Here is a 22,372-nt window from a genome sequence, read left to right as displayed (position 1 = left end):
TAATACTTTCTCGAAGTACCACGTGGTTCATGGGTTACAAGGCAGAAGCGCCGGTTTTTGAGCCGACGAGCGGTCATGGCAATACGCCAGAACCTGACGCATTTGCCGCCGTTAATTGGCCCACCAATAGTTGGTGCGCCGTGCGCTCACGCCACCTGGGCGCCGTCATCCGGCCAGTGCGGCTCGTTGGCCCCCGGCGGGGTCAGCGGCGGCAGCCCATAGGCGGCCCGGGCGTCGTCACAGCTTGGGTTGTGCTGGCCATGCTCCCAGGAGGCTTCGAACTCGCGGCACGGGCTTGAGCGCTGTTCATAGATGGTGCACGCCACCTGCGTGCCGATTTCGCCGCCCAGGCTTACGCAACGGCAAGGCTTGGCGTCGGTACCGATCATCGCGACCCGTGTCGGGTTGATCTGCACCACCAGGTCGTCAGGCACAACGCCACCCGCCGACTGGCATTCACCCCAGAAGAAAGACACACGAAAGTAGCCGCAGCAGGCGCCGCAGGTAAGGCAAGGGTTCTGTTCGGACATGATGACCAGGGAGGGGGAGGTTGTTGTTATTGGGGCTAGCGCCCGCGCCGCTATTTGTAATCCAGCCGCGGCCGGCTGAACAGAGGGATGATGAAAAAAAGACGGCCGCTGGTCGCGGCCTTGAGCTTGGAGCAGCAAGCGGCAAGTGGGTATCCACCTCCCTTCCCTGCCTAGGTTTGTGGTGAGCGGGCTTGCCCCGCTCGCCACCAGGAGATTTGTCTGCGCTTGGAAGCCAGGTACAGACCTAGTTCTCTACTGCTTGCCGCTTACCCCTCGCGGTTTGCGTCTGCGCGGAACATCTGGCGAATGCCGCGAATGGCCTGGCGGATGCGGTCCTGGTTCTCGATCAGGGCAAAACGCACATGGTCATCGCCATATTCACCAAAGCCAATGCCCGGCGACACGCAAACCTTGGCCTCGGCCAGCAGCTTCTTGGCAAACTCCAGCGACCCCAGGTGGGCGTAGGCCTCGGGGATTTTCGCCCAGACATACATCGACGCCTTGGGGTTCTCGACCATCCAGCCCAGTTCGTGCAAACCTTTAACCAGCACGTTGCGGCGCTGGCGGTACTGCTCGGCGATATCACGCACACACTGCTGATCACCTTCCAGCGCCGCGATGGCCGCCACCTGCAACGGGGTGAAGGTGCCGTAGTCGTGGTAGCTCTTGATGCGCGCCAGAGCATTGACCAGCTCGGGGTTACCGACCATAAAGCCGATGCGCCAGCCGGCCATGTTGTAGCTCTTGGACAGGGTGAAGAACTCAACCGCAATGTCCTTGGCCCCCGGCACCTGCAGAATCGACGGTGCTTTCCAGCCATCGTAGACAATGTCGGCATAGGCCAGGTCGTGCACCACCAGCACATCGTACTGCTTGGCAAGCGCCACCACGCGCTCGAAGAAATCCAGCTCGACGCACTGGGCGGTAGGGTTGGAAGGGAAGCCCAGGATCATCATCTTCGGCTTGGGGATGGACTCGCGTATGGCCCGTTCCAACTCGTTGAAAAAGTCCACGCCCGGCACCAGCGGCACCGAGCGCACCTGGGCACCGGCAATTACTGCACCGTAGATGTGAATGGGGTAGCTGGGGTTGGGCACCAGCACCGTGTCGCCCTGGTCGAGGGTGGCGAGCATCAGGTGCGCCAGGCCTTCCTTCGAGCCAATGGTCACGATGGCTTCGCTTTCCGGGTCGATATCGACCTCGTAGCGTTCCTGGTACCAGCGCGAGATGGCACGGCGCAGGCGCGGGATGCCGCGAGAGGTGGAATAGCCATGGGTGTCTTCGCGCTGGGCCACTTGCACCAGCTTCTCGACGATGTGCGGCGGCGTGGCGCCGTCGGGGTTACCCATGCTCAGGTCGATGATGTCCTCGCCACGGCGGCGGGCAGCCATCTTGAGTTCGGCAGTGATGTTGAAGACGTAAGGCGGGAGACGATCAATGCGCGCGAAACGGCGCGGCGAACCAGGGTTGGCCATGGTTTCCTCTGAAGACGTAAGCGCCCGGAACCGTCCGAGCGACGCTGGCCGCTGCGGCGGCCGACGACGAAGATAATCTCATCGGCCGCCCAGTGTAAAGGCCTGGGTTCACCAGGCCGTGGCGGGTCAGGCCTCATCAGCCTCGGCGTGTTTTTTCCAGAGTTTCAGGTTCAACCCTTCCGACGGGTTGAAAGGTTCTCCATTGACCGTGTCATAGGCCACCGCCTGATCGCCGTGGTAAACCCACCGTTGGCCGTCTTTTTCCTCGGTGAACACTGTGTAGGAGTGCTTACGCATGGCCAGGTACTGGGCGTCGTCCTCTGCCACCTTCACATACCAGCCATCGAGCAGTTCCTGATCCAGCTTCAAGGCGGGGTCCAGCACCGTCCCCCAGCGCCCCAGGAAATCCGCTGCATGAAACCTTACGATGCGCCCCGGCTCTTTGAGAGTACCGGGCTCGCTAACGCCATCGAGCGAAGCATTGCCGACCAGCGTGGCATGGCGCCCCGGCAGTGGCCAGACGCTGATCTGGGTGCCTGGTTCGGTGAACGGGATCACCGCAGCGAACCCCATCGAGCGCTCGTCGCGGGCATAAAACCCTACGTACTCTGCCACGTTGCTCTGCAGTTTGTAGCGTTCCGGCGAGAGATTGAAAGGCCCGGGGACCGGATCGACCGCGAATATATTCACTTTGACGGCACTGAGCAGTGGGTCTTTTGCCATGGCGTTGGCCAGCATATGACAGCAGATCGCGCCCCGGCTCCAGCCGACCAAATTGACCGTGTCCGGAATCAGCGGCTTACGGTTCTCCTTGATCAGTTGCTCCTCCAACTCCTGCAGCGTGATCTTTCGATTGCTGTGATCGAAGCGCTGCCACATCCAGGAGTTGCGTGCGCGCTGCCCATCAACGCCCGCAGGCTCGCCCTCGATCCGTTCGAATTCACCCTCGGCACTCAAGTCCCCTCGCCAGTCACTGTGCCCCTTGATCACGTTGAGCGCATGCTGCACGTTCTCGTCCCACCCCGATCCGAACGCGGTACCGAACACTTCGTAGTGGTCTTGGTCCTGCACGAAAAGACGCTCATGCTGATGATTGCCAGAGCCTGGCCCGTCGATCGCGATCCAGTCGATGAAACGCTTGCCCTGGTCGCTATCGGCCAAGGTGGCGATCAGTTCGCCCTCCCAGTACAGCGGGTTGTGATCATCTGCCCGGTTCGATCCAGTCCCCGAAAAATACACGGTAAAAACGCCCATCACTTCGCACCTCGTCATGTTGTCGAGGTGCGAAAATAGGGTTGGGCACGGGGCTCATATCAGCAGGAATACTGACCCACCAGGGAAAAAAAACCCGGCACTCAAGGCCGGGTTTTTTAATGAAGCGCTTGCTCGATCAGCGCGCGTAGGTCATCAGCACATCGGCGGCAGTCTGGCTGTCCACCCCCATCATTACGCTCAAGGCGGTCACGAGAAGGATGGAGAAGCCAAACACTTTGCGCGCCCACTTGCTGTCGTCCTCAGCCTTGTAGCCGCCCCAGGCCATGTACAGCCAGTACAGGCCCATGGCAGCCGCGACGGCCAGGTAACCCAGGCCTGCGTAACCGCCAAGGGTCAGCATCAAGGTGGCCAGGACGAACGCCAGCACGTACAGCACGATCTGCTTTTTCGCAGCCAGGATACCGCGCTGCACCGGCAGAACCGGGATGTTGGCAGCGCTGTAGTCCTTGAAGCGGAAGATCGCGATGGCGAAGCTGTGCGGCATCTGCCACAGGCTGAACATCACCAGCAGGGTCACCGCAGCCAGGTCGAAGCTGTTGCTGACGGCGCAGTAGCCGATCACCGGAGGCATGGCACCGGACAGGCTGCCGACCAAGGTGCCGTGCACCGATTTGCGTTTGAGCCACAGGCTGTAGAAGCCAACGTAGACCACAAAGCCGACCAGGGCGCAGAACGCCGCCAGCGGGTTGGCCTGGACATACAGCATGCCAAAGCCGACCACCCCAAGCAGGGTGGCGTAAGCCAGCGCGAGGGGCAGCGACATGCCGCCCTGCACCATGACGCGGTTCTTGGTGCGTTCCATCTTGTGGTCGATGTCACGGTCGATGCAGTTGTTGAACACGCATCCCGAGGCAACCACCAGGGAAGTACCGATTACCACCGCCAGGAACAGGGCGAAGTCCACTTGGCCCTTCGAGGCAAGGAAGAAGCCGCCTGCCACGGAAAGCACGTTACCGAAAATGATCCCCGGTTTGGTGATTTGGATAAAGTGCTTTACGGACATGCAGTCTTACCTCACTTGGCCATCATTTCGAAGTGGATGCTGAACATGATCCACAGCGACAGGCCGACCAGCAGAGCGATAACCATGACGGTGAACAGGAACGTCGACACATTGGAGCGTTGCTCTTTCGAGCGGTCCATGTGCAGGAAGTACACGAGGTGTACTACCACCTGAATGACGGCCATGGCCACCACGATCAGGACGGTCAGGTTCTTCGGCAGGCTCGGGTACATCACCAGGCCAAACGGGATAGCGGTCAGGATGATCGACAGTACGAAACCGATCATGTACGACTTGACGCTGCCGTGGCTGCCTTCGTGATGGACGTCGTGTGCGTTAGCCATTAGATAACTCCCAACAGGTAAACGACGGTGAATACGCAGATCCAGACCACGTCCAGGAAGTGCCAGAACAGGCTCAGGCAGCTCATGCGGGTCTTGGCGGTCGGCGTGATGCCGTGCTTGTTGATCTGATACATCATGATAGCCATCCAGATCAGACCGGCAGTCACGTGCAGACCGTGGGTACCTACCAAGGCGAAGAACGCCGACAGGAAGCCACTGCGCTGCGGGCCGAAGCCCTCGGCGATCAGGTGATGGAATTCATAGATTTCCATCGCGATGAAGCCGGCACCGAACAGGAAGGTCACAGCCAACCAGCCCAGTACACCTGCCTTGTTGCCGGCGAACATCTTCAGCATGGCGAAGCCGAAGGTGATCGAGGACAGCAGCAGGAACGCGGTTTCAACCAGCACGAAATCGAGCTGGAAGATGTCGTGACCCGACGGGCCGCCGGCAAAACTGCCGGACAGCACCGCGTAGGTGGCGAAGAGCGACGCAAACAGGATGCAGTCGGTCATCAGGTACAGCCAGAAACCCAGTACGGTCATCTGGCCCGAGTCGTGGTGGTGATCATCGTGCCCATGGTCGTGACCATGTGCATCACCGTGCATTACTTGACTGGACATTGATTACACCCGCTCAAACGATTCGACACGTGCGCCGGCAGGCAGAGCACCTGCTTGGGCCAGCGCTTTCATGCGCTCGCCTTCGATGCGCGCCACTTCTTCGGCCGGAACCATGAAGCCCTGGTCGTCACGTGCAGCGTGGCGAACGAAGACTGCGATGGTTGCCACCAGGCTTGCGCCCACCAGCCACCAGATGTGCCAGATGAAGGCGAAGCCGAACACGGTCAGGAACAGACCCATGAACAGACCGGTGGAGGTGTTGCTCGGCATGTGGATCGCTTCGTACTTGGCCGGAGCCTTGTACGCAACACCGGCTTCCTTGGCTTCGTGCCAGGCGTCCAGGCCAACTTTCTCAGGCATGTGAGCGAAGTTGTAGAACGGAGGTGGCGACGAAGTGGACCATTCCAGAGTACGGCCGCCCCATGGGTCGCCGGTCACGTCGAGGTTCTGGTTGCGATCGCGAACCGAAACGACGATCTGGATCAGCTGGCAAGCGATACCGAACAGGATCAGCACGGCGCCGACAACGGCTACGTACAGGTAGGGTTCCCACAGTGGGTTGTCGGAGTGGTTCAGACGACGGGTCATGCCCATGAAGCCCAGGGCGTACAGCGGCATGAACGCAACGTAGAAGCCCGACAGCCAGAACCAGAAGGCAGCTTTGCCCCACTTCTCGTTCAGGGTGAAGCCGAAGGCTTTCGGGAACCAGAAGGCGAAGCCGGCAATGTAGCCGAATACCGCACCACCGATGATCACGTTGTGGAAGTGAGCGATAACGAACAGGCTGTTGTGCAGCACGAAGTCAGCACCCGGAACGGCCAGCAGTACGCCGGTCATGCCACCAATGGAGAAGGTGACCATGAAGCCCAGGGTCCACATCATCGGTGCGGTGAAGCGCACACGGCCTTGGTACATGGTGAACAGCCAGTTGAACAGCTTCACACCGGTCGGGATGGAGATCAGCATCGTCGCCAGGCCGAAGAAGGTGTTGACGCTGGCGCCGGCACCCATGGTGAAGAAGTGGTGCAGCCATACCGCAAAGCCCAGGATCGCAATGGCACCCGATGCGTAGATCATCGCGTGGTGGCCGAACAGGCGTTTGCTGGAGAACGTCGAAGTCACTTCCGAGAACACGCCGAAGGCCGGCAGGATCAGGATGTAAACCTCAGGGTGACCCCATGCCCAGAACAGGTTGACGTACATCATCGGGTTCCCACCAAGCTCGTTGGTGAAGATGTGGAAGTCCAGATAACGGTCAACAGTCAGCAGGGCGAGTGCGGCGGTCAGGATCGGGAAGGAAGCGACGATCAGCACGTTGGCCCAGGTGCAGGTCCAGGTGAAGATCGGCATGTCCATCAGTTTCATGCCAGGGGCGCGCATCTTCATCACAGTGACGAGGAAGTTCACGCCGGTCAGTGTCGTACCCAATCCGGATAGCTGTAGCGCCCAGATATAGTAGTCGACACCTACCCCAGGGCTGTACTGGATACCCGCAAGCGGCGGATAGGCAACCCAGCCGGTCTTGGCGAATTCACCAACACCCAGCGAGATGTTGACCAGCAGCACGCCTGCCAGCAGCAGGTAGAAGCTCAGGGAGTTCAGGAACGGGAAGGCAACGTCACGAGCACCGATCTGCAGAGGAACAGCAAGGTTCATCAGGCCGGTGAAGAACGGCATCGCCATGAAGATGATCATGATCACACCGTGAGCGGTGAAGATCTGGTCATAGTGTTCAGGCGGCAGATAGCCTTCGGAGCCACCGGTAGCGGCAGCCAGCTGGGTACGCATCATGATGGCGTCGGCAAAGCCACGCAGCAGCATGATCATCGCGACGATGATGTACATCACCCCGATTTTCTTGTGGTCGACGGTGGTCAGCCACTCAGTCCACAAGTAGGTCCACTTGCGGAAATACGTAACGAGGCCGACGACAGCGATACCGCCGAGCGCAATCATGGCAAGCGTCACCATGACTATCGGCTCGTGATAGGGTATCGCCTCCAGGGTTAATTTACCGAACATCTCTTACTCCTCTGCACCGGCAGCTGGTTGCGTACTCGATTCCACACCCGTGGTAGTGGCCAGATCTTTGCTGCCTGCTTCTTCGTGGACCGGCTTGCCGCGGTTCATGCCTTCGTACTTGTCGACGATGGTCTGGAACAGCTCCGCTGGCGCCTCGCTGTACAGCGCGACTGGGTTGTATTCGCTAGGCTTGGCCAGAGCTTCATACTCGGCTTTGCCCAGTTTCAGCGGCGACTGCTTCACTTCGGCGACCCACTTGTCGAAGTCTTCCTGGGAGGTAGCAGTTGCCTTGAATTTCATGCCGGTGAAACCAGCACCGCTGTAGTTGGCGCTGATGCCGTCAAACACACCGTTTTCGTTGGCGATCAGGTGCAGTTTGGTGGTCATGCCCGCCATGGCGTAGATCTGGCCGCCCAAGCCCGGGATGAAGAACGAGTTCATCACGGCGTCCGAGGTGACGCGGAAGTTCACCGGGGTGTTGGCCGGGAAGTTGATCTTGTTGACCGTGGCAATGCCCTGTTCCGGGTAGATGAACAGCCATTTCCAGTCCAGCGCGACCACGTCGATCTGGATCGGCTTGACGTCCGAATCCAGTGGGCGGTACGGGTCCAGCTTGTGCGTGGAGTGGTAGGTGACATAACCCAGGGCGATGATGATCAGGATCGGGATGATCCACACCGCGGCTTCGATCTTGGTCGAGTGCGACCAGTCAGGGGTGTAGGTGGCAGCCTTGTTGGAAGCACGATACTTCCAGGCGAACACCAGCGTCATGATGATCACGGGCACGACCACCAGCAGCATGAGGCCGGTGGCGATCAGGATCAGGTTCTTCTGCTCAATGCCGACCTGTCCCTTCGGGTCGAGCAGGGTCCAGTTGCACCCACTGAGTAAAAGCATGCCTAAAAAGGGCAATATGCCAAACAGTCTGGGGTAACGCTTTTTACTCATCTCACGACCTCTAGATCAGCTTGCTTCAATGCAATTTGTGTTTTGGTAGCCAACACTTCGTCCTGCCAAGTGCGGCATTTCGCGCCCGAACTCGCTCCTGCCGGGGGCCTGAAAAAAGGCCTTGGCGTCAAGCGGATTAGCGGTGCGTGGTTTCGTAGGCAACAGGCCTGTACTTCAGACCAAGTCCATTTGGTGCGGGAAAACGCGGAGGGGTGTCCGCCCGGTATCGCCGTTGGGCGAAACTTGACGAAGTCAGCAATAAGGGAGCGCTGCGGCTTCCTTCAATCCTGCGACTCGCAAGCAGTGCCGAACGGAAATTGGGGGCGATTGTAGATAGGTCGCCCCCCCTTTACTATGACTTATTGAGCAACAGTCTTTTACAGAATACGTAACAATACTGCTCAAAAAATCAACTTCGCGACAGTTTGTCGCACCCCTTCCAGTACCCCTGTAGCCCGCGTCGCGCAAGGCCCGGAGCATGACCCTGATCAATCTTTGAGCGAGGCCGGGGGCTTATCTCGCGGTGCAATAGACCTGGGTCAAACAATGACTTTGGTCTATGCCCGACGACGGTTTCGGTAGATCCCCAAGGGGACCAACAGGGCAGTCAGGACGAAGGCGACCAGTGCCCATTGGGCAAGCGACAGGCCCAGAATTGGCGGGTAAGGGGTAGAACAGAAACCGTCGACCTGGAATGCCAGCGGCCACAGCTTGGCCAGCGGCAGGTCGTCGACGATCGGTTGCAGGGTATCGATGCCGCAGCTGACCATCGGGTTGGCGAGTATATAGACATGGTTGCCGGCTGCAATGATTCCGCCGATGGCGCTCAGCACCACCAATGCCTCGAACAGGGTGAGGCTGCGCTTGCCCGGCATTGCGGCGGCCAGGAAGGCGAACACGGCAATGAACAGCAGTGCGTAGCGTTGCAGGATGCACAGCGGGCAGGGTGCTTCGCCGAGCACCACTTGCATGTACAGGGCACCGCCGATCAGCGCGAGGCAGATCACGCCGAGCAGCACCAGAAAGCGCCGTTCGCGATTCAGGCGCGATGAGAGTTCGTTCATTGCCTATTCCTTCGATGGAGAGTGGCAGCGTGGGGCTGCCCGACGGGCGCCAAGTTTACACGCAGAGTAAAAGAGCGCGTCGAAGAAAGGCGTGCGCGGCTGTGCATGGACGAACTGAGACCGGGAGAGTGGGTTTCGGTTCAGCGATACGCCTTAAAAAACGCACCGCCCCCAGCGCCGGACAGGGCCAGGCCCCTCGACACCGGGAGTGAAGAATACAGTGATTAAAGGAGGATTAAAGATGAAGGCGGATGTACGCCGCTTCATCTTGGGGGATGTATGGATGAAGCCTCGCCTGCGGGCATGGGGCGCGGTGGGGTGGAAATCCAGGCGTCCTGCCAGATCGCCGGGGCCGCTACGCAGCCCTTCGCGGCGCAAGGCCGCTCCTACAAGGGATGCGCTCGCCTGTAGACATGCGCCCCAGGCTGTAGGAGCGGCCTGGTGCCGCGAAAGGGCCGCAAAGCGCCCCCCCCCCCGGCATTCACGTACTGCGATCACTCCAACGCCGCTGCCGGCCCAAAGAACTCATAACGGCTCTGCCCCTCCGGCACGCCCAGCGCCTTGAGCTGACGCTTGATCGCCGCCATGAACCCCTTGGGCCCCAGGAAGTAGGCATCCACGTCACGCTCACGCGGCAACCACTCGGCCAGCAGGTCCTGGTTCAGCAGGCCAACGGCGTCCGCCTGGTTGGCCGGGTCCTCGGCGTAGCAATAGAAACGTTTGAGCTGCGGATGACGCGCGGCCAGTTCATCGATCCAGTCGCGGAACGCATGCACCGCGCCATTGCGTGCGCAATGGATGAAATGCACCGGGCGCTCGGTTTTCAACGCCGCCTCCAACATTGCCAAGGTAGGGGTGATGCCCACACCCCCACTGATCAGCACCAACGGTTTGTCACTGGCGCTGAGGGTAAAGTCACCCGCTGGCGGGAACAGCTGCACGGTGTCACCGACCTTGAGCTGCGCGTGCAGCCAGTTCGACACCTTGCCGCCCGCCTCACGCTTGACGCTGATGCGGTACTGCTGGCCATCGCTCAACGCCGATAGCGAATAGTTGCGGCGCTGCTCGCTGCCATCGACGAACAGCTGCAGGCCAATGTACTGGCCGGGCTCGGCTTTGAGTACCGGCTTGCCATCTATTGGCGCAAAGTAGAACGAGACGATTTCCTCGCTCTCTTGCTCGCGGCGCACCAAGCGGAACTCGCGGGCGCCACGCCAGCCACCGAGAGCATGTTCCTTGGCCTGGTAAAGCGTTTCCTCGGCGCCGATGAGAATGTCCGCCAGTTGCCCGTAGGCCGCGGCCCAGGCAGCAATCACTTCAGGCGTGGCGATGTCCTTGCCCAGCACTTGCTCGATGGCGCGCAACAGGCAGCTGCCAACGATGGGGTAATGCTCGGGAAGAATCTGCAAGGCCACGTGCTTGTTGATGATCTGCCCCACCAGGCCGCCCAACTGCTCAAGCTGGTCGATGTGGCGGGCGTACATCAGCACGCCATTGGCCAACGCTCGCGGCTGGTCGCCGCTGGCCTGGTGGGCCTGGTTGAACAGCGGGCGTACCTCGGGGTACTCGTTGAGCATCATTTTGTAGAAATGCGTGGTCAGCGCCTCACCGCCGCTTTCGAGCAGTGGGACGGTGGCTTTGACGATTGCACGTTGTTCGGCATTGAGCATTGCAGCAACTCCTGAGCCTTAGGCTTCATATGATTGCCTTGGCTATTTCAGCAATCGTGCCAACTGCCACAGCCAATGAATACAGGGCCTATCCAGCACCCATGTCAAAATGACGCGCCACGGCGTATAGTCATTCCGACTACCAGGAGTCGATATGACCGCAAAGCCCCTGCTTACCGCCCTCCTCCCGCTGGTCAGTGACCTGTCCTGCGACCTGCCCGACCAGGAACGTTACCGCCGCTTGCTGCAAGCCATGCGCGGCCTGCTGCCGTGCGATGCCGCAGCCCTGCTGCGCCTGGACGGCGAATGGCTGGTGCCGCTGGCGGTGGACGGCCTGTCAGCAGACACCCTGGGCCGGCGCTTCAAGGTCAGCGAACACCCGCGCTTCCAGGCCCTGCTCGCCAGCCCCGCCCCTACCCGCTTCGCCAGCGACAGCCAATTGCCCGACCCCTACGACGGCCTGGTCGAAGGCCAGCATGTCGACCTGGAAGTGCACGACTGCATGGGCTGCCCATTGATGGTCGACGACCAGCCTTGGGGCCTGCTGACCCTCGATGCGCTCACCCCCGGCCAGTTCCAGAGCCTGGAACTGGAAGCCCTGCAAGCCTTCGCCAGCCTGGCCGCTGCCACGGTGACCGTGGCGGAGCGCATCGAGCACCTGGCCCTGCGCGCCGAAGACGAACACCAGCGCGCCGAGGTATACCGCCAGGCCAGTAGCCAGGGCCGTGAATTGATCGGCCAGAGCAAGGCGCACAAGCGCTTGCTGGAAGAAATCAACCTGGTCGGTGGCAGCGAGCTGACCGTGCTGATTACCGGCGAAACCGGTGTCGGCAAGGAGCTGGTAGCCCAGGCCCTGCACCGCGCCAGCCACCGCGCCGACAAACCACTGATCAGCCTCAACTGCGCGGCGCTGCCGGAAACCCTGGTGGAGAGCGAGCTGTTCGGCCACGTCCGCGGCGCCTTCACGGGCGCCCATGGCGAACGGCGCGGCAAGTTCGAGCTGGCCAATGGCGGCACGCTGTTTCTCGATGAAGTCGGCGAGCTGCCCCTGGCGGTGCAGGCCAAATTGCTGCGGGTGCTGCAAAGCGGGCAACTGCAACGCCTGGGTTCGGACCGCGAGCACCAGGTGGATGTGCGCCTGATTGCCGCGACCAACCGCGACCTCGCCGAAGAGGTGCGCAACGGCAACTATCGCGCGGATTTCTACCACCGCCTGAGCGTCTACCCGCTGCATGTGCCGCCGCTGCGCGAGCGTGGCCGCGACGTGCTGCTGCTGGCGGGGTATTTCCTCGAGCAGAACCGCTCGCGGCTTGGGTTGGGCAGCCTGCGCCTGTCTGCCGAGGCGCAGGCTGCGCTGCTGGCCTACGATTGGCCGGGCAATGTGCGCGAACTGGAGCACCTGATCGGCCGCTCGGCGCTCAAGGCCCTCGGCCAGCAGGCGCGACGCCCGAAAATACTCACCCTTGAGGCCGCTGACCTTGACCTGCGCAGCGTGGCCCCCAGCGCGCCGCTGCCAGCCGCGCCCGTGCAGGACGCCGTCGCGTTGCCCGAGGGCGGTTTGCGCGAAGCGCTGGATGATTACCAACGCCAAGTCATCGAGGCTTGCCTACAACGCCACGCAGGCAACTGGGCGTCGGCCGCGCGCGAGCTGGGCCTGGACCGCGCCAACCTGAGCCGCGTGGCCAAGCGCCTGGGTTTACGCTGAGAGGGGCTGCTGCGCAGCCCAATCGCAGGCTGACGCCAGCTCCCACTGGATCTGGGCAAGGCGTCGATAGTGCAACTGTGCGCGGTCTCTGTGGGGGATTCTATGGTTTTGTACAAGCCTGTTCTCGCCAGACACATTTCCCACAGAATTGGGTCCAACCAGCAATGTTGCGGTTGAGCACGGTCTCTGTGGGAGATTCTATGGTTTTTGTACAAGCCTGTTCTCGCCAGACATATCTGCTTGTGGCGAGCGGGCTTGTCCCGCGTTGGGCTGCGCAGCAGCCCCTTGGGTTTTCAGGGCTGCTGCGCAGCCCAACGCGGGACAAGCCCGCTCGCCACAACTCTCTGTCATTTCCCACAGGATTGGGTCCAATCCAGCAATGTTGCGGTTGAGCAGGGCCTGCGTGGGAGCTGGCGACAGCCTGCGATTGGGGCGCGTAGCGGCCCCGCTTTACATGATCTGACACAAACCGTGCTAAAGCCCCTCGCCCCCAGGCCGATAACCCGGCATCCTCCCCGTAATTTCCATACCGAAGGTCGCCCATGGCCACGCAAAATGCCCGCGCGGACGCGTTGTCCCTGCTGCTCTTCACCCTGCGCAGCGGCAAGCTGATGGCAATCAACTTGCTCAAGGTCAGCGAAATCATCCCCTGCCCGCCACTGACCAAGCTGCCCGAAGCGCACCCGCACGTAAAAGGCGTGGCCACCCTGCGCGGCAACTCGCTGTCGGTCATCGACCTGTCCCGCGCCATCGGCGAACAGCCCCTGGCCGACCCCAACGGCGGCTGCCTGATCGTCACCGAGATCAGCCGCTCGCGACAAGGCCTGCATGTGCAAGCCGTCAGCCGCATCATTCATTGCCTGAGCACCGACATCAAACCGCCCCCGTTCGGCTCGGGCAGCCGTTCGTTCATCACCGGCGTGACCCGGGTCGACAACACCCTGGTGCAAGTGCTGGACATCGAAAAAGTGATTCACGGCATTACCCCGCCGGCCCACGAAGTGCAGCCGGGTGCACTCAGCGAAGAAGACGCAAGCCTGCTGGCCGCGGCCAATATCCTGGTGGTCGACGACAGCCAGGTGGCGCTGCAACAGTCGATCCACACCCTGCGCCACCTTGGCATCGAATGCCACACTGCGCGCAGCGCCAAAGAGGCGATCAACGTCCTGCTGGACCTGCAAGGCACCGAGCGCGAAATCAACATCCTGGTCTCCGACATCGAAATGTCCGAGATGGACGGCTTCGCCTTCACCCGCACGCTGCGCGAAACCCCGGACTTCCAGCACCTGTACATTCTTCTGCACACCTCGCTGGACAGCACCATGAGTAGCGACAAGGCCAAGACCGCCGGCGCCAACGCCATCCTGACCAAGTTCTCCTCGCCAGAGCTGACCGACTGCCTGGTGGTGGCGGCCCGCGCAGTGGTCTTCGCCGAGCGCTGATATATCCGGCGACAAACTCCCCGGCTTGATGTCGGGGCGTCTTCGGGCATAATTTCCACCCCTCCGCTGCTCAATGGCACACCGCCCATGAAACCTCTCGCCTTCTTGCTGACCGCCTGTGCGCTGGTCAGTGGCGCAGCCCACGCCTCCAGCACCCAAGCCTGGAACGACCAGCGTCAGCACATGCTCAAGGCCTGCCTCAGCGCCAGCCAGTTCAAAAACGCCCACGCCTTGGGCAAACCTGCCGAGTTCGATGACCGCGTCGGCTACAGCGCATTGCTGGTCGAAGGCGTCTACCCGCAAAAACACATGAACAACCGCACCGGCACCGAGCTGTGCCTGTACGACCGCCAGCGCCAGCAGGCTTTCGTCAGTGAGTGGGACGCAGGCAAACGGTGAGCGCCAGCATTCGTTTCAGTTGTACCGGGTGCGGCAAGTGCTGCACCGGCCATCATGTTCCGCTGACCCTCACCGAAGCGCGCCAATGGGCGCAATCCGGCGGCCAGGTCATCGTGCTGGTCGAAGGTTTCATCAATGAAGGCCCAGGCATGCCGGCCGAGCAGCGCGAGCACGTGCTGCGCCGCTCCCACCCGGTAGCCTGCGGCAGCGGCGAACTGCGCGTGTCGGTAACATTCGCGGCCTTCAACCCAGGGCGCTGTCGCAACCTCGACGCCGATGACCGCTGCCTCATCTATGACAACCGCCCATTGGTGTGCCGCATCTACCCGGCCGAGATCAACCCGCACCTGCCGCTGCGTCCCGAGGCCAAGGACTGCCCGAGCGAGGCCTGGGCGCAAGGCCCGGCGCTGATTGTCGGCGGGCAGTTGCAGGATGCCGAGCTCAAGGCGTTGATCGAGGCCTCACGCCAGGCCGACCGCGACGATATCGCCAGCAAGGTTGCCATCTGCCAGGCGTTGGGCATTACCACCAGCGCCCTCAAGGGCAACGGTTTTACTGCCTGGCTGCCGGACATGCAGGCTTTTGCGGGGTGCTTGCAAGAAGTGCCCACGAATGCAGCAGGCGCCTGGGCGCTGCACATCGAGGACGCCGCGCTGAGCACACAGGTGCAGCCTTACGGGGTGCACGTCAGCGCCGAAGCGCCGCTGTACTACGCGTTTATCGGGTTTTAACGGAGGTCTTGTAGGAGCGGCCTTGTGCCGCGAAAGGGGTGCGTAGCGCCTCCACGATTCGTGCTTCAAACTAATATCGCCGGGGCTGCTACGCACCCCTTTCGCGACACAAGGCCGCTCCTACACAGGGCGAGTCAGGTTGCCTGTTCTGACGCTATCGAAAGTGAAACTGACAACGCTGTCAGCCAGCGGTCACGCTGGCGACCTGATGCCTACGCTATACACACCCTCTCCTCTGCCGGTGATTGGCCCAACCTATGTCTCGACGCCTGCCCCTTTTGCTGTTGCTTGCGCTGATCATCGCCGGGCTGTGCGCCGGCTCATGGTGGTTGAGCACCAAGCTCGGCCACCAGCCACCCAAGATGGCGGCCAATGCAATACCGGTGCGGGTGATCGGCGTAGTACGCCAGGACGTCCCCCGTCACCTCGACGCCATTGGTTCGGTACTGTCGCTGCACAGCGTCGAGGTGCGCCCGCAGGTCGAAGGTGTACTGACCCAGGTGCTGGTCAAGGAAGGCCAGGCCGTCAAGCAGGGCGACCTGCTCGCCAGCCTCGATGACCGCGCATTGCGCGCAGGCCTTGAGCAGGCCCGCGCCCAGCTCGGCCAAACCCAGGCGCAACTGCAAGTGGCCAACGTCAACCTGCGCCGCTATCAGGTGCTGAGCACCGACGACGGTGTTTCCAAACAGACGCTTGACCAGCAGCAGGCCTTGGTCAAGCAACTGCAGGCCACCCTCAAAGGGGACCAGGCCGCCATCGACAACGCCGCCGTGCAACTGGGCTACACGCAAATCCGCTCGCCGGTGAGCGGCCGCGTTGGCATCCGCAACATCGACCCCGGCAACCTGGTGCGCAGCAGCGATGCCCGCAGCCTGTTCAGCGTGACCCAGATCAACCCCATCGCAGTGGAATTTGCCCTCGCCCAACAACACCTGCCGACGCTGCACAGCCTGCTCGACAGCGCCACTCCCGCCGAGGTTGAAGCCTTCATCGACGCCGACGGCGAGCGCAGCCTGCTCGGCAAAGGCCACCTGACGCTGATCGACAATCAGGTCTCCGCCACCACGGGCACGGTGCGAGTAAAGGCCGAATTCGATAACAAGGACGGCCACCTGTGGCCCGGCCAGCTCGTTACCGTGCGCCTGCGCACCGCCCTGCAAGCCAACGCCCTGGTGGTGCCGCCGCCTGTGGTGCAACGCAGCATCGATGGGCACTTCGTCTACCGCCTCGACGGCGACAAAGTGACCAGCGTGCCGGTAAAAGTGCTGTACCAGGACAGCACACTGAACATCATCGACGGCGTGAAGGCCGGTGACTGCCTGGTGCTCGACGGCCAGTCCCGGCTCAAGCCTGGCAGCCTGGTCGAGCCCAGCGAGCCCTGCCCGGCAGGTGCCAACAGCGCCCCACGGGCTCAGCCATGAACACCCGCAACGGCCTGTCAGCCTGGTGCATCGACCACCCCATCGCCACCTTGTTGCTGACGTTTGCCCTGGTACTGCTGGGCGCGATTGCTTTCCCTCGCCTGCCGGTGGCGCCCTTGCCCGAGGCGGACTTCCCGACCATCCAGGTGACCGCCCAGTTGCCCGGTGCCAGCCCCGAAACCATGGCCTCATCGGTGGCGACGCCGCTGGAAGTGCAGTTCAGTGCCATCCCCGGCATGACCCAGATGACCAGCAGCAGCGCCCTGGGCTCGACCAACCTGACCTTGCAGTTCACCCTCGACAAGAGCATCGACACTGCCGCCCAGGAAGTCCAGGCGGCGATCAATACCGCCACCGCGCGCCTGCCCCGTGACCTGCCCAACCCGCCGACCTGGCGCAAGGTCAACCCGGCCGACAGCCCGGTGCTGATCCTCACGGTCAGCTCCGCGCAGATGCCCGGCAACCAGCTCAGCGACTACGCCGAAACCCTGCTGGCACGCCAGCTCAGCCAGATCGACGGGGTTGGCTTGATCAACATCACCGGCCAGTTGCGCCCGGCGATCCGCGTGCAGGCGCAACCCGAAAAGCTCGCCGCCATCGGCCTGACCCTGGCCGACATCCGCCTGGCCATCCAGCAGACCAGCCTCAACCTGGCCAAGGGCGCGCTGTACGGCGAGCACAGCGTGTCGACCCTGGCTGCCAACGACCAGCTGTTCCACCCCGAGGACTACGCGCAACTGGTCGTCAGCTACCGCGACGGCGCACCGGTGTACCTGGCGGATGTGGCCAAGGTAATCAACGGCGCCGAAAACGCCTACGTGAAGGCGTGGTCCGGCCAGCAACCCGGGCTTAACCTGGTAATCTTCCGGCAACCGGGGGCCAACATCGTCGATACCGTCGACCGGGTGATGGCCGCGCTGCCGAGGCTGCAGCAGATGCTGCCGGCGGCCATCGAGGTTTCGGTGCTGCAAGACCGCACCCAGACCATCCGCGCCTCGTTGCACGAGGTCGAACTGACGCTGTTGATCGCCGTGGCGCTGGTCATCGGGGTAATGGCGCTGTTTCTGCGCCAGTGGTCGGCAACCCTGGTGGTCTCCTGCGTGCTCGGCGTGTCGCTGATTGCCAGTTGCGCGCTGATGTATGTGCTCGGTTTCAGCCTCAACAACCTCACCTTGGTGGCCATCGTCATTGCCGTGGGGTTTGTGGTGGACGACGCCATCGTGGTGGTGGAGAACATCCACCGCCACCTGGAAGCCGGCGACGACAGCCGCACCGCCGCGCTCAAAGGCGCCGGCGAGATAGGCTTCACCGTGGTGTCGATCAGCTTTTCGCTGGTCGCCGCGTTCATTCCGCTGCTGTTCATGGGCGGCGTGGTAGGCCGGTTGTTCAAGGAGTTCGCCCTCACCGCCACCGCGACCATCCTGATTTCGGTGCTGGTGTCGCTGACCCTGGCGCCCACCCTCAGTGCGTTGTTCATGGGCAAGCCGCAGCATGGCCCGCAGGATGGCGTTGGCCCGCGCCTGGTGCGCTGGTACGAAAAAGGCCTGAACCGGGCGCTGGCGCACCAGCGCATCACCCTTGGCATCTTCGGCATCACCTTGGCGCTGGCGGTGGCGGGCTATGTGGCCATCCCCAAAGGGTTCTTCCCGTTGCAGGACACAGGCTTCATCCTCGGCACCACCGAGGCTGCGGCCGATGTGTCGTACCCGGCCATGATCGAGAAACACCAGGCGTTGGCCAAAATCATCGAAGCAGACCCGGCGGTGCGCGCCTTCTCGCATTCGGTGGGGGTCACCGGCAGCAACCAGACCATCGCCAACGGCCGCTTCTGGATCGCCCTCAAGCCACGCGGCGAACGCGATGTGTCGGCCAGCGAGTGGATCGACCGCATGCGCAGCAAGCTGGCCACAGTGCCCGGCATCGTCCTTTACCTGCGCGCAGGCCAGGACATCAACTTGAGCTCCGGCCCCTCGCGTACCCAATACCAGTACGTGCTCAAGAGCAACGACGGCGTGGCGCTGAACCTGTGGACCCAACGCCTGACCGAGCGCCTGCGCCAGAGCCCGGCCTTGCGCGACCTGTCCAACGACCTGCAACTGGGCGCCAGCGTCACCCGTATCGACATCGACCGCCAGGCCGCCGCGCGCTTCGGCCTGACCACCACCGATGTCGACCAGGCGCTGTACGATGCCTTTGGCCAGCGGCAGATCAGTGAATTCCAGACCGAAACCAACCAGTACAAGGTGATCCTCGAGCTGGACGCACGGCAACGGGGCAAGGCCGAAAGCCTCGGTTTCTTCTACCTGCGCTCGCCACTGACCGGCGAGATGGTGCCGTTGTCGGCGCTGGCCCATGTGGCCGCACCCAGCACCGGGCCGCTGTCTATCAGCCATGACGGGCTGTTCCCGGCCGCCAACCTGTCGTTCAACCTGGCACCGGGCGTGGCGCTGGGCGATGCGGTGCAGCTGCTGGAACGCACCCAGCGCGAAATGGGCATGCCCGATTCGATCAGCGGCAACTTCCAGGGCGCCGCCCAAGCCTTCCAGAGCTCGCTGTCGAGCCAGCCGTGGCTGATTCTCGCAGCGCTGGTGGCGGTGTACATCATCCTCGGTGTGCTCTACGAAAGCTTCGTGCACCCGCTGACCATCATCTCCACCCTGCCCTCGGCCGGCCTCGGCGCGCTGTTGCTGCTGTGGGCCATGGGCCAGGACTTCACCATCATGGGGCTGATCGGGGTGGTGCTGCTGATCGGTATCGTCAAGAAAAACGGCATCCTGCTGATCGATTTTGCCCTCGATGCCCAGCGCCAGCATGGTCTGTCAGCGGAACAGGCGATTCACCAGGCATGCCTGGTGCGCTTTCGCCCGATCATCATGACCACCCTCGCCGCGCTGCTCGGCGCGGTGCCGTTGATGTTCGGCTTTGGCGCCGGCGCCGAACTGCGCCAGCCGCTGGGCATAGCGGTGGTGGGTGGGCTGCTGGTGAGCCAGGCGCTGACGCTGTTCACTACCCCGGTCATATACTTGGCCCTGGAGCGCCTGTTCCACCGCCGCCAGGCCGCTGCCGCGCCGACCGCCAGTTGAGACAAGACCATGCGTGTGCTGATCATCGAAGACGAAGAGAAAACCGCCGACTACCTGCATCGCGGGCTCGGTGAACAGGGTTTCACCGTGGACCTGGCACGCGATGGCATCGATGGCCTGCACCTGGCGCTTGAGGGCGACTATGCGGTAATCGTGCTGGATGTGATGCTGCCCGGCCTGGATGGCTACGGCGTGCTGCGTGCGCTGCGGGCGCGCAAGCAGACGCCGGTGATCATGCTGACCGCCCGTGAACGGGTCGAGGACCGCATCCATGGCCTGCGCGAAGGTGCCGACGATTACCTCGGCAAGCCGTTTTCGTTTCTCGAACTGGTCGCCCGGTTGCAGGCCCTGACCCGCCGCAGCACCAGCCACGAACCCTTGCAGGTGCAGGTGGCCGACCTGCGCATCGACCTGCTGGCGCGCAAAGCCAGCCGCGCCGGCCAGCGCCTGGACCTGACCGCCAAGGAATTCTCCCTGCTCAGCGTGCTGGCAAAGCGCCAAGGCGAAATCCTGTCCAAGACCGCCATTGCCGAGCTGGTCTGGGATATCAATTTCGACAGCGACGCCAACGTCGTCGAAGTCGCCATCAAACGCCTGCGCGCCAAGCTCGATGGGCCGTTCGACAATAAATTGCTGCACACCATCCGGGGGATGGGCTATGTCCTCGAAAACCGTGACTGACCTGCACGTACTGCTGAGCATGATTACCGAGCACGCTCTCTGTAGGAGCGGCCTTGTGTCGCGAAAGGGCCGCGTAGCGGCCCCAAAATCTCGGCCGCATGCAAAATCACCGGGGCCGCTGCGCGCCCCTTTCGCGACACAAGGCCGCTCCTACACAGTCAAAAGCGGCTTGCCTGACGCATATGACCATGTTGCGTAACTCCATCGCCGTGCGCCTGTCCGTGCTGTTCACCCTGGTGGCACTGCTGGTGTTCATGCTGATCGGCAGCGCGCTGTACCGCCAGGTGGACCGCAGCCTCGACATGCTGCCCGCAGCCGAGCTGGACGCCCGCTTCAGCGTGCTCGAATCCACCCTCAAGCGCTACGGCACCGCCGAGCACTGGGCCAAGGTGCACAACAAGCTCAACCTGCTCAGCGAAGAAGACCGGCGTATCCGCTTCTGGGCAGTGAGCAGCAACCCGGCATTCGAATACGGCCACCCCACCGAGCAGGTCCGCGCGCTTGCCGAGAGTGGGCCCGGCATGCGCGACCTGCGCCTGCCTGAGCGGGCATACCCGTATAAAGTACTGGTCAGCGACCTGCCGGCACTGGGCGAACGCCCGCCGCTGCGCTTTCTGATCGCCATCGACACCGAAACCTTCGCCCAGGCCCAGCACAGCCTGCTGGTGGCAATCGTAGGCTTTGCGGCACTGGGCGTGTTGCTGGCGTCCTTGCTCAGCTACTGGGTGGCGCGCATCGGGCTCAAGCCGTTGCTGGCGTTGTCTGACGAAGCGCAGACCCTCGCCCCGCCGCGTCTGGACGGGCGCCTGCAGACCAAGCACCTGCCCCCGGAGCTGGCGCGCTTTGCCGATGCTTTCAATACCGCGCTGGAGCGGGTCAGCCAGGCCTATTCGCAACTGGAGGCGTTCAACGCCGATGTGGCCCACGAACTGCGCTCGCCACTGACCAACCTGATCGGCCAGACCCAGGTGGCACTGACACGCGGGCGCAGCGCCGAACACTACTTCGAGGTGCTGCAATCGAACCTTGAGGAACTGGAGCGGCTGCGCAGCATCATCAACGACATGTTGTTTCTGGCCAGCGCCGACCAGGGCAGCAAAGCCACCGCGCTCAGTTGCGCGTCATTGGCCGAAGAAGTCGCCACCACCCTCGATTACCTCGACTACATCCTTGAGGATGCCCAGGTACAGGTCAGCGTCAGCGGCGATGCCCAGGCCCTGATCGAAAAGGCCCAACTGCGCCGTGCCTTGATCAACCTGCTGCACAACGCCGTGCAGCACACCGCCGCCCACGGGCACATTGCGGTGCACATCGACAGCCACGAGGGCCAGGTGAGTATCGCAGTCAGCAACCCGGGGCCTGCGATTGCCGAGGAGCACCTGCCGCTGTTGTTCGAACGGTTCTACCGGGTGGACGCGGCCCGGGCCAACAGCGGCGGCAACAACCATGGGCTGGGCCTGGCAATCGTCAAAGCCATTGCGCTGATGCACGGCGGCAGTGTTTTTGTGCGCAGCGAGGCGGGCGCCAACACCTTCGGGTTGAACCTGCCAAGCGTCAACCCCGCGGGTTTGCCGTAACAAGGCGGGGGCTAGCCCTGTAATCATTACTTTTTGCGCAAGAGTGCTTATCGCAACGGCCCCTGTTTCCAGGGCCATTACAGGACTAACTTTAGCCCTGTCTCCATTAGCACTTGCCCCGCAAGAAGGTAGCTTCAAAATGTCCAACAGTATGGGTGTTGCCAGCGTATTCATTCTGTCGTCCCTGTTGTTGTCGCCCCTGGCCATGGCGGAAGAATCGCCGGCCTTCGTCGCCCGTAATGCCGAACTTTCAGCTGTTCACCAAGAGGCCCGTGAAGCCCTCGCCGCGCATCAGCGCGATGCGGCAAAAGACGCACAGCAGACAGCTTCCAAAGTTCAAGCCGACGATAACGCCGAGAGCTGATCGGGCTTGATTCGG

Annotated in this window: 19 protein-coding genes; 9 read left to right on the top strand and 10 right to left on the bottom strand. The window is 62.4% G+C overall.

The features are described from left to right. Positions 1–146 precede the first annotated feature (146 nt). From HU719_RS01180 to hmpA, 10 genes are all read right to left on the bottom strand, one after another. Positions 147–530 (bottom strand): YkgJ family cysteine cluster protein, encoded by a 384-nt coding sequence (locus HU719_RS01180; RefSeq protein WP_186536808.1) that lies wholly within the window; start codon positions 528–530, stop codon positions 147–149. 266 nt (positions 531–796) lie between these two features. Continuing rightward, positions 797–2,005: an alanine transaminase gene (gene alaC, locus HU719_RS01175; RefSeq protein WP_186521136.1), complete on the bottom strand. Its 1,209-nt coding sequence runs from the start codon at positions 2,003–2,005 to the stop codon at positions 797–799. 126 nt (positions 2,006–2,131) lie between these two features. Then, the gene (locus HU719_RS01170) at positions 2,132–3,259 is read right to left on the bottom strand and encodes a hypothetical protein (RefSeq protein ID WP_186536807.1); all 1,128 of its coding nucleotides are present in this window, start codon (positions 3,257–3,259) and stop codon (positions 2,132–2,134) included. Between the two features lie 136 nt (positions 3,260–3,395). Next, positions 3,396–4,283 (bottom strand): heme o synthase, encoded by an 888-nt coding sequence (gene cyoE, locus HU719_RS01165; RefSeq protein ID WP_186521134.1) that lies wholly within the window; start codon positions 4,281–4,283, stop codon positions 3,396–3,398. Positions 4,284–4,294: 11 nt separating this feature from the next. Beyond that, positions 4,295–4,627, bottom strand: a complete 333-nt coding sequence (cyoD, locus tag HU719_RS01160; RefSeq protein WP_186521133.1) for a cytochrome o ubiquinol oxidase subunit IV — start codon at positions 4,625–4,627, stop codon at positions 4,295–4,297. Beyond that, on the bottom strand, positions 4,627–5,250 hold the full coding sequence (cyoC, locus tag HU719_RS01155) for a cytochrome o ubiquinol oxidase subunit III (protein WP_186521132.1): 624 nt from the start codon (positions 5,248–5,250) through the stop codon (positions 4,627–4,629). The genes cyoD and cyoC overlap by 1 nt, the downstream gene beginning before the upstream one ends. 3 nt (positions 5,251–5,253) lie before the next feature. Further along, a complete protein-coding gene (gene cyoB, locus HU719_RS01150; RefSeq protein ID WP_186536806.1) occupies positions 5,254–7,272 on the bottom strand; it encodes a cytochrome o ubiquinol oxidase subunit I in 2,019 nt (672 codons plus the stop codon). A 3-nt stretch (positions 7,273–7,275) separates the two neighbouring features. After that, complete coding sequence (gene cyoA / locus HU719_RS01145) at positions 7,276–8,220, bottom strand: ubiquinol oxidase subunit II (protein ID WP_186521130.1); 945 nt, start codon at positions 8,218–8,220, stop codon at positions 7,276–7,278. A 557-nt stretch (positions 8,221–8,777) separates the two neighbouring features. Beyond that, positions 8,778–9,284 (bottom strand): disulfide bond formation protein B, encoded by a 507-nt coding sequence (locus HU719_RS01140; RefSeq protein ID WP_186521129.1) that lies wholly within the window; start codon positions 9,282–9,284, stop codon positions 8,778–8,780. Positions 9,285–9,778: 494 nt separating this feature from the next. Continuing rightward, a complete protein-coding gene (gene hmpA, locus HU719_RS01135) occupies positions 9,779–10,954 on the bottom strand; it encodes an NO-inducible flavohemoprotein (RefSeq protein ID WP_186536805.1) in 1,176 nt (391 codons plus the stop codon). A 154-nt stretch (positions 10,955–11,108) separates the two neighbouring features. Here hmpA and norR point away from each other — a divergent pair, with 154 nt between their 5' ends. The 9 genes from norR to HU719_RS01090 all read left to right on the top strand — a co-directional run bounded on the left by norR (position 11,109) and on the right by HU719_RS01090 (position 22,357). Next, complete coding sequence (norR, locus tag HU719_RS01130) at positions 11,109–12,659, top strand: nitric oxide reductase transcriptional regulator NorR (RefSeq protein WP_186521127.1); 1,551 nt, start codon at positions 11,109–11,111, stop codon at positions 12,657–12,659. A gap of 542 nt (positions 12,660–13,201) precedes the next feature. After that, complete coding sequence (locus HU719_RS01125; RefSeq protein ID WP_186537324.1) at positions 13,202–14,101, top strand: chemotaxis protein; 900 nt, start codon at positions 13,202–13,204, stop codon at positions 14,099–14,101. A gap of 87 nt (positions 14,102–14,188) precedes the next feature. After that, positions 14,189–14,500 (top strand): hypothetical protein, encoded by a 312-nt coding sequence (locus HU719_RS01120; RefSeq protein WP_186522921.1) that lies wholly within the window; start codon positions 14,189–14,191, stop codon positions 14,498–14,500. Continuing rightward, positions 14,497–15,231, top strand: a complete 735-nt coding sequence (locus HU719_RS01115; RefSeq protein WP_186522919.1) for a YkgJ family cysteine cluster protein — start codon at positions 14,497–14,499, stop codon at positions 15,229–15,231. Before HU719_RS01120 ends, HU719_RS01115 begins: the two co-directional genes overlap by 4 nt. Before the next feature lie 257 nt (positions 15,232–15,488). Beyond that, positions 15,489–16,652: an efflux RND transporter periplasmic adaptor subunit gene (locus HU719_RS01110; protein ID WP_186537325.1), complete on the top strand. Its 1,164-nt coding sequence runs from the start codon at positions 15,489–15,491 to the stop codon at positions 16,650–16,652. Continuing rightward, positions 16,649–19,735, top strand: a complete 3,087-nt coding sequence (locus tag HU719_RS01105) for a multidrug efflux RND transporter permease subunit (protein ID WP_186537326.1) — start codon at positions 16,649–16,651, stop codon at positions 19,733–19,735. Before HU719_RS01110 ends, HU719_RS01105 begins: the two co-directional genes overlap by 4 nt. 9 nt (positions 19,736–19,744) lie before the next feature. Then, positions 19,745–20,416: a heavy metal response regulator transcription factor gene (locus HU719_RS01100; RefSeq protein ID WP_186537327.1), complete on the top strand. Its 672-nt coding sequence runs from the start codon at positions 19,745–19,747 to the stop codon at positions 20,414–20,416. Between the two features lie 182 nt (positions 20,417–20,598). Next, the gene (locus HU719_RS01095; protein WP_225917091.1) at positions 20,599–21,993 is read left to right on the top strand and encodes a heavy metal sensor histidine kinase; all 1,395 of its coding nucleotides are present in this window, start codon (positions 20,599–20,601) and stop codon (positions 21,991–21,993) included. 139 nt (positions 21,994–22,132) lie between these two features. Further along, the gene (locus HU719_RS01090; protein WP_186537328.1) at positions 22,133–22,357 is read left to right on the top strand and encodes a hypothetical protein; all 225 of its coding nucleotides are present in this window, start codon (positions 22,133–22,135) and stop codon (positions 22,355–22,357) included. Positions 22,358–22,372 lie beyond the last annotated feature (15 nt).

Origin of the sequence: Pseudomonas farsensis (genome assembly GCF_014268805.2) — a bacterium.
In the GTDB taxonomy this organism is placed as follows: domain Bacteria; phylum Pseudomonadota; class Gammaproteobacteria; order Pseudomonadales; family Pseudomonadaceae; genus Aquipseudomonas; species Aquipseudomonas farsensis.
Note: the sequence above shows the minus strand (reverse complement) of the source record. Positions and strands in the feature narration are given on the sequence as shown.

Bases quoted from the DNA above. Each gene is read 5' to 3' on its own strand.
- HU719_RS01180 (WP_186536808.1), bottom strand. From the start codon at position 530: ATGTCCGAACAGAACCCTTGCCTTACCTGCGGCGCCTGCTGCGGCTAC.
- alaC (WP_186521136.1), bottom strand. From the start codon at position 2,005: ATGGCCAACCCTGGTTCGCCGCGCCGTTTCGCGCGCATTGATCGTCTC.
- HU719_RS01170 (WP_186536807.1), bottom strand. From the start codon at position 3,259: ATGGGCGTTTTTACCGTGTATTTTTCGGGGACTGGATCGAACCGGGCA.
- cyoE (WP_186521134.1), bottom strand. From the start codon at position 4,283: ATGTCCGTAAAGCACTTTATCCAAATCACCAAACCGGGGATCATTTTC.
- cyoD (WP_186521133.1), bottom strand. From the start codon at position 4,627: ATGGCTAACGCACACGACGTCCATCACGAAGGCAGCCACGGCAGCGTC.
- cyoC (WP_186521132.1), bottom strand. From the start codon at position 5,250: ATGTCCAGTCAAGTAATGCACGGTGATGCACATGGTCACGACCATGGG.
- cyoB (WP_186536806.1), bottom strand. From the start codon at position 7,272: ATGTTCGGTAAATTAACCCTGGAGGCGATACCCTATCACGAGCCGATA.
- cyoA (WP_186521130.1), bottom strand. From the start codon at position 8,220: ATGAGTAAAAAGCGTTACCCCAGACTGTTTGGCATATTGCCCTTTTTA.
- HU719_RS01140 (WP_186521129.1), bottom strand. From the start codon at position 9,284: ATGAACGAACTCTCATCGCGCCTGAATCGCGAACGGCGCTTTCTGGTG.
- hmpA (WP_186536805.1), bottom strand. From the start codon at position 10,954: ATGCTCAATGCCGAACAACGTGCAATCGTCAAAGCCACCGTCCCACTG.
- norR (WP_186521127.1), top strand. From the start codon at position 11,109: ATGACCGCAAAGCCCCTGCTTACCGCCCTCCTCCCGCTGGTCAGTGAC.
- HU719_RS01125 (WP_186537324.1), top strand. From the start codon at position 13,202: ATGGCCACGCAAAATGCCCGCGCGGACGCGTTGTCCCTGCTGCTCTTC.
- HU719_RS01120 (WP_186522921.1), top strand. From the start codon at position 14,189: ATGAAACCTCTCGCCTTCTTGCTGACCGCCTGTGCGCTGGTCAGTGGC.
- HU719_RS01110 (WP_186537325.1), top strand. From the start codon at position 15,489: ATGTCTCGACGCCTGCCCCTTTTGCTGTTGCTTGCGCTGATCATCGCC.
- HU719_RS01105 (WP_186537326.1), top strand. From the start codon at position 16,649: ATGAACACCCGCAACGGCCTGTCAGCCTGGTGCATCGACCACCCCATC.
- HU719_RS01100 (WP_186537327.1), top strand. From the start codon at position 19,745: ATGCGTGTGCTGATCATCGAAGACGAAGAGAAAACCGCCGACTACCTG.
- HU719_RS01095 (WP_225917091.1), top strand. From the start codon at position 20,599: ATGACCATGTTGCGTAACTCCATCGCCGTGCGCCTGTCCGTGCTGTTC.
- HU719_RS01090 (WP_186537328.1), top strand. From the start codon at position 22,133: ATGTCCAACAGTATGGGTGTTGCCAGCGTATTCATTCTGTCGTCCCTG.